This is a genomic window from Actinomycetospora sp. (assembly GCF_055612215.1).
Genome location: NZ_JBVPVA010000778.1, coordinates 1 through 1,371, shown reverse-complemented (window position 1 = coordinate 1,371; position 1,371 = coordinate 1). Strand labels below are relative to the sequence as shown.

4 protein-coding genes are annotated in these 1,371 nt (G+C 76.0%); 2 read left to right on the top strand and 2 right to left on the bottom strand.

What is annotated here, in order from left to right; genetic code table 11:
* Positions 1-105 (bottom strand): DUF3040 domain-containing protein (locus AC0CYZ_RS21340; protein ID WP_472219005.1); only part of this gene is annotated, 105 nt, incomplete at its 3' end.
* Positions 106-134: 29 nt separating this feature from the next.
* On the opposite strand from AC0CYZ_RS21340, the gene AC0CYZ_RS21335 reads away from it, so the two are divergent.
* Positions 135-323 carry a hypothetical protein gene (locus tag AC0CYZ_RS21335; RefSeq protein WP_472219003.1) on the top strand — a complete coding sequence of 63 codons (189 nt, stop codon included), beginning with the start codon at positions 135-137 and terminating at the stop codon, positions 321-323.
* A gap of 24 nt (positions 324-347) precedes the next feature.
* On the opposite strand, the gene AC0CYZ_RS21330 is transcribed toward AC0CYZ_RS21335, so the two are convergent.
* On the bottom strand, positions 348-1,091 hold the full coding sequence (locus AC0CYZ_RS21330; protein ID WP_472219001.1) for a methyltransferase domain-containing protein: 744 nt from the start codon (positions 1,089-1,091) through the stop codon (positions 348-350).
* Positions 1,092-1,149: 58 nt separating this feature from the next.
* Between AC0CYZ_RS21330 and AC0CYZ_RS21325 the strand changes: the two genes are divergently transcribed.
* On the top strand, positions 1,150-1,371 hold a 222-nt coding region (locus AC0CYZ_RS21325; protein ID WP_472218999.1), incomplete at its 3' end, for a ParA family protein.

Genomic DNA, 1,371 nt, shown 5'->3' with positions numbered 1-1,371 from the left:
GCGGAGCCGGCCTCCCCGCACCGTCGACGCGAACTTCGGATCCTCGGCATAGAGCGCGCGCTCGATCTGGTCGAGCAGACGCTGCTCGTGCTCGGAGAGCGGCATGGTTCTCCTCCGGCACCGGAACGAGAGCGATGATCGACCCGCGGGTGACTGGGACGATCGGCACATCCATCGGGATGGCTGACATCATCGTACGAGCCCTCTGGCACTCCGACTACCCGGACGGGGGTCTTGCCCCGACGATCATTCTTTCGGCCGGTGAGAAGCCCCACGCCGCGACGCGCCGCGATCATCCGGATGCGGTGCGTGGCGATCGATGACGATCACCGGTCGCGGGGCGCGCGTCAGGGTCGGGCGGGGCGGCGGGCCAGGACGTGGATCCGCGAGGCGAGGTCGCGCAGCGGCGGGGTGTCCGCGGCGAGCTCCTCGAGCGCGGCCAGGTCGGCCGCCCCGGCGGCACCGTCCGGGGTCTCGGGCACCAGGTCGGCGAGCACCCGGTGGCCGCGGACCTGCTCGATGACGAGCCCGCCGTCGCGCTCGAGCAGCGTGCGGACCTCGTCGGTGTCCATCCGGCGCAGCAGCGGGTCGCCGGGCCCCCAGCGGCCCGCGGGGTCGGCGAGCAGGCGCCGGGCCTCGGCCACCCGTCCGGCGACGACCCGGCCGAGCACCGCCGCCCACCGGCCGGCGACGAGGACCGACACCGCTCCCCCGGGCGCCGTCGCGGTGGCGAGGGAACGGACGGCGGCCGCGGGGTCGTCCACGTACTCGAGCAGCCCGTGGCCGAGGACCAGGTCGGCCCCGCCTGCGATGTCGGCCAGGGCGTCGACGTCGCCCTGGACCGCACGGATCCGGTCGGCGACGCCGGCGTCGCGCGCCCGGCTGCGCAGGACGGCGAGGGCGGTCGCGCTGGAGTCGACGACGGTGACCTCGCAGCCCGCCGCCGCGAGGGGCACGGCCCACGTGCCGCTGCCACCGCCGACGTCGAGCACCCGGGCCGCGGCCGCGCCCCCGCCCCGGGCGGCGAGCTCGTCGCGCAGCGCCGCGGCCACGACGTCGACGGCCGTGGGTGCGGACGGGCGTGCGGTCACGGCCACACCGTAGTGCGCACCCGTCGGGGATCCGCGTCCCAGCCGGTACGTTGCCCCCGTGTACGTGACCGGTGTGCTGAGCCTCAAGGGCGGAGTCGGCAAGACCACCGTCACCCTCGGCCTCGCCGGGGCGGCCGCCCGCCAGGGGTTGCGCACCCTGGTGATCGACCTCGACCCGCAGGGCAACGCCACGACCGCCCTCGAGCCGGCCGAGAGCGAGACCACGATCGCGGACGCGCTGGAGAACCCCTCGCCCGCGATCCTCGCCTCCTCCATCGCC

Coding starts and splice junctions, on each gene's coding strand:
- AC0CYZ_RS21335 (WP_472219003.1), top strand. CDS start 135: ATGATCGACCCGCGGGTGACTGGGACGATCGGCACATCCATCGGGATG.